The organism is Cronbergia sp. UHCC 0137 (assembly GCF_034932285.1).
Taxonomy (GTDB): domain Bacteria; phylum Cyanobacteriota; class Cyanobacteriia; order Cyanobacteriales; family Nostocaceae; genus Cronbergia.
Window position 1 is genome coordinate 51,018 of the sequence record NZ_JAYGHC010000012.1, and the last position, 4,465, is coordinate 55,482.

Consider the following 4,465-nt stretch of genomic DNA (forward strand, 5'->3'; position numbering starts at 1 on the left):
CCTGCCCCCTGCCCCCTGCCCCCTGCCCCCTGCCCCCTGCCCCCTGCCCCCTGCCCCCTTGCGTCTGATAGACAATTAAATGTTAGATTTAAATGAAGTCAAATCCGATTCAGTCGATATAATTACTTAAATTTAGTTTTGATGTATTGAAAATTGTGATTGCTATTTATCCTGGTAGCTTCGACCCCATCACCTTGGGACACCTTGACATCATTCAACGCGGCAGCCGCCTATTTGAAGGTGTAATTGTCGCCGTATTGCGAAATCCTAACAAAATGCCCTTATTTACGGTACAGCAACGAATAGACCAAATTCGCCTATCTACCAAACATTTACCTAATGTAGAAGTAGACAGCTTTGATGGCTTGACTGTAAATTATGCCAAAATACGACAAGCCCAAGTTTTGCTTAGGGGTTTACGCGCAGTTTCCGATTTTGAAATTGAGCTACAAATGGCTCATACAAATAAAACCCTTTCTACACAGATAGAGACCGTTTTCCTGGCAACCTCCAATGAGTATAGTTTTTTAAGTAGTAGTGTGGTTAAGGAGATTGCAAGGTTTGGTGGCTCTATCGATCATCTTGTTCCCCCTCACATTGCTCTAGATATATACCAATGCTACAACCAAAATTCTCTAACCCCGAATCCTATCAAAACGGAAACAATCCCCCCTCTCAAGAACTTCCCAATAGAACAGTAGGTGTAGATATTCAGCAAGAACTCAATCGTTTAGAGGATATTATTATTGCTGGTTTACAGATTCCTCTAATTGGACGTACTTTGATAGATGAAGATAAACTAATAGAACAGCTTGATTTAGTCCGTGTTTCTTTACCATCTGTTTTTCAGGAAGCATTGGAGGTTTTAGAGCAGAAGCAAGAAATTTTGCTGGAAGCAGAAGAATATGGACAGCAATTAGTGGAAGCAGCCCAAGCTAAAAGAGCGCAAATTTTGGCAGAAAGCGATATTATTAGGCACTCTGAACGGGAAGCTGAACAAATACGGCGACAAGTACAGCAGGAGTGTGAAGCAATGATGCAGGAAACTGAAGCAGAAATTGAACGCAAACGCCGTGCTTATCTGCAAGAATTGGAGGAAATGCGCCAAAGTGCGATCGCTCAAGCCCAAGAAATTGAAGATGGCGCTGATCGATATGCTGATAGTGTTCTCGAAAATATTGAGCAGGATCTCAAGGAAATGTTGCGAGTTATTACCAATGGTCGTCAACAACTGCGAGGAGATGCCCCACCTCAGCGTAATTCTTCTAATTCCAAGAGGAGATAAGGGGCAGGGGGCAGGGGAGGCAGGGGGTAGTAGTCTGTAGGGTGTGTCAGACAGAATAATTTAGACTCAAATCACTAATTTTAAGTTTCTGACGTACCTTATTTCATCTAAGTAGCAACTTACGTTATACTCTGCAAGGGCATAAATTGAGCTTTTACTTAAAAAGGATATATGGATTAGGACTTATGCAAAAAACCTCTCAAACTCTTATTTCTCCGTGTCCTCTGCGTCCTCTGCGGTTTGATATTCCGTAATTCCTATGGATTTAAAAGCGCAAATTATGGACTTCTCAAGTATATCAGTCCTAATATATCAGACTAAATTTTTGGATGCTCAAATAGTAGCAAAGAAAGGCAAAAATCCATGATAAAAATTGCTACCCAAGTTGTGACAACTGCCGAGGTTGCTGATTCTCCTACTTCTTTCGCTCCTCCTGTGGTGGTTAGTCCCCAGCTACAACCATTGACGGCAACTATAACACCAAAAATTAACCCTTTAAGCAAAATCATCCACAAGTCTGAAGGGTCTAAAAAATTCCTGACTGACTCTAAAAATATCTCCGGTACAACCTGATAAAATTGTGCGGCGGCAAAAGCACCACCAGCAATACCCGTAATTGCCGCAAAGATCATCATTACGGGCATGGTCAAACAGCAAGCAATTACCCTGGGGAGAACGAGATAATCAATGGGGTCGGTTTTAAGCATATACAATGCGTCAATCTGCTCTGTGACTCGCATTGCACCTATTTCGGCAGCAAAGGCTGAACCTACTTGTCCAGCAATAATACTAGCTGTTAAAATCGGTGCTAGTTCTCGGCAAAAGGCGATCGCAAATGCTCCCCCAACATGATCAACGGCACCAAATCGCACTAATTCTCTTGCTGTTTGAATTGTAAAAATCATCCCCGCAAAACCACTAACCAACAATACTGGTGAGAGAGAACCAGGTCCGGCTGTTACCAAATGCGGTAAAATTTTCCGATAGTAAGTTTTTCCTTGTATTAAATGTAGCCAGATTTGACCAAAAAGTAGTAAGGAGGCAAAACAGCGTATAATGAGCGATCGCTCTAATTTATGTTTAGGTTGCAATTTTACCGCCATTCATATTAAATTTAGGCAATAGGTGGTAAATAACAGGTAACAGGAACTTTATTATTTCACCCTTTCTTCGTTTATTCTCTTTCGTCAAATATTACAGAAATCAGGAAACAGAGTATCCCAGTCAGCAATACCTGCGTTAGGTGAAGTTAAAGCTGCCTTTTGAGCAGATAATAATTGCTGAATGCCTTTTTCAGAAAAATCTAATAATTGATTCAACTGTTGACGACTAAAGCTACCTTCTTCAGCAGTTCCTTGAACTTCGATAATCTCCATTTTGTGATTCATCACTACATTAAAATCCACCTCTGCTGCCACGTCTTCAATGTAGTTCATATCTAAAAATGGCTCTCCTGCCAATAATCCCACAGAAATGGCCGCCACTTGTCCACATAATGGCGATCGCTCTAACACCCCTTGCTGCAATAATCGAGAAATCCCATGGCACAAAGCCACAAATCCCCCTGTAATTGCCGTTGTCCTTGTCCCCGCATCTGCTTGTAACACATCAGCATCTACTGTCAGCGTCCTTTCTCCCAAAGCCTCAAAATCTATGGTAGCCCTTAAACTCCTGCCTATTAACCGTTGAATTTCTTGCGTCCTTCCTGATAACTTTAAAAATTCCCGTTCCTGTCGTTTTTGTGTGGCAGATGGTAACATCCGGTACTCTGCTGTCAACCAACCTTTACCAGTTCCGACTAAAAATTTTGGTACTCCCTCCGTCACACTCACAGTACAAAGCACCTGTGTATCACCAAATTTGGCCAACACAGAACCCGGTGCAAAGTGAGTAAAATTAGGATAAAAACTATGGGGACGAAGTTCATAAGGTTTTCGACCGTCTGGACGCTGCCAAGCCATTGATGTTGCCTCAAAATTTTTTATATTGCCTTTACATTACCTTATTTAGAAAACATCCCCGATTTCTTAAAGAAGTCGGGGATCTAAGTTTTGCAATTTAGGCTTTCTACTCTGCTTAAATTAACTAAGCTCCTTCTTGAGTTTCAGTTCTTTGTCCTGGAGAAGATTGATAAAGAGCATCCAACTGTTGACGGGCATCTTCAACGCTGATGGAACGCATGACTAACAGTGGCTCTTTAATGACATTACCTGCACTATCTAATAATTCTGGATGGGGGATTAATTTTTGTTTGGCTGCATAGTAACCAAAGCCACCTTTATTACCCATTGATGATCCTTGGGCTGGATAGGTACGCTCTTGATCGAAACTGAACATGATTAAATTGCGTATTAAATTGACAACGGCAATCAAAGCCAAAACGGTGAAAGCCAGAATATATAGTAGGTGTAGCATTGAATTTTCCTCCAGGGACAGCAAATTTTAAAACCTTATATCGTAGCGTTTAGCTTAGGCAAATCCGTAATTTACGGTAAAGGCGATCGCTAAATTAATTATTTTTTTGGGTGCTGATTTTTATGGAATAACCCTTTATTCAGCTTAAAGTAACATGGTATACATTACTTTTTTATGAAAAAAATGTTAAGAATCTTCTCGGAACTTTTCGAGATATACCCTTTTGTTATTGGTAGGCACTTAGCCACTTTAGCGGCACTTTCTCATTTTTCAGTGGTTTGTACGATGGCCTTTATCCCACCGGGAGCGATCGCTACAGATGGGCGTTTCGACACTGAAAATCTTGTAACAACGGCTCTAAGACTGTTTTTAGCAACTCAGCCCCTGATAACTTTAAGTCTCCCATATATGAGAAGGATATTTCCAAATTCCTCCTTAATCTTAACGCTATTTACCATTCTTAACAATAATTTTATCCTCACATAAGTTAAATTGAATGAAAAAACTGTAGTTTTATATACGAAATACCATTATAGAATCTTGACAAAAGGTTTGTAAAGTTCCCCAGTCATATCTGTTTATATGCCTATGGGAGGATTTGGGGGCAGGGGGCAGGGGAGGCAGGGGAGGTAGGGGAGGTAGGGAGCAGGAAATTAATTATTCTTGTTGCTATTTTTCCCGATTTTCTCATTTTCCCGATTTTCTCATTTTCTCATTTTCTCATTTTCCCAGTTTTAACAACCTGAGTCGTCATAGTTAGGGCTT

At 40.8% G+C, this 4,465-nt stretch carries 6 protein-coding genes; 3 read left to right on the plus strand and 3 right to left on the minus strand.

Annotated elements, in window-relative coordinates:
- The first annotated feature begins 155 nt into the window (after positions 1-155).
- Together coaD and VB711_RS07905 are read left to right on the plus strand one after the other, a co-directional pair.
- Positions 156-701: a pantetheine-phosphate adenylyltransferase gene (gene coaD / locus VB711_RS07900; RefSeq protein ID WP_323285306.1), complete on the plus strand. Its 546-nt coding sequence runs from the start codon at positions 156-158 to the stop codon at positions 699-701.
- The gene (locus VB711_RS07905; RefSeq protein ID WP_323285308.1) at positions 617-1,285 is read left to right on the plus strand and encodes a DivIVA domain-containing protein; all 669 of its coding nucleotides are present in this window, start codon (positions 617-619) and stop codon (positions 1,283-1,285) included. Before coaD ends, VB711_RS07905 begins: the two co-directional genes overlap by 85 nt.
- A 317-nt stretch (positions 1,286-1,602) precedes the next feature.
- On the opposite strand, the gene VB711_RS07910 is transcribed toward VB711_RS07905, so the two are convergent.
- From VB711_RS07910 to VB711_RS07920, 3 genes are all read right to left on the minus strand, one after another.
- The gene (locus tag VB711_RS07910; protein ID WP_323285310.1) at positions 1,603-2,388 is read right to left on the minus strand and encodes an MlaE family lipid ABC transporter permease subunit; all 786 of its coding nucleotides are present in this window, start codon (positions 2,386-2,388) and stop codon (positions 1,603-1,605) included.
- 84 nt (positions 2,389-2,472) lie between these two features.
- Positions 2,473-3,246 (minus strand): ribonuclease PH, encoded by a 774-nt coding sequence (gene rph / locus VB711_RS07915; RefSeq protein ID WP_323285314.1) that lies wholly within the window; start codon positions 3,244-3,246, stop codon positions 2,473-2,475.
- 124 nt (positions 3,247-3,370) lie between these two features.
- A complete protein-coding gene (locus tag VB711_RS07920) occupies positions 3,371-3,700 on the minus strand; it encodes a DUF2973 domain-containing protein (RefSeq protein ID WP_323285315.1) in 330 nt (109 codons plus the stop codon).
- 174 nt (positions 3,701-3,874) lie between these two features.
- Here VB711_RS07920 and VB711_RS07925 point away from each other — a divergent pair, with 174 nt between their 5' ends.
- Positions 3,875-4,186, plus strand: a complete 312-nt coding sequence (locus VB711_RS07925) for a hypothetical protein (RefSeq protein WP_323285316.1) — start codon at positions 3,875-3,877, stop codon at positions 4,184-4,186.
- Positions 4,187-4,465: the final 279 nt, after the last annotated feature.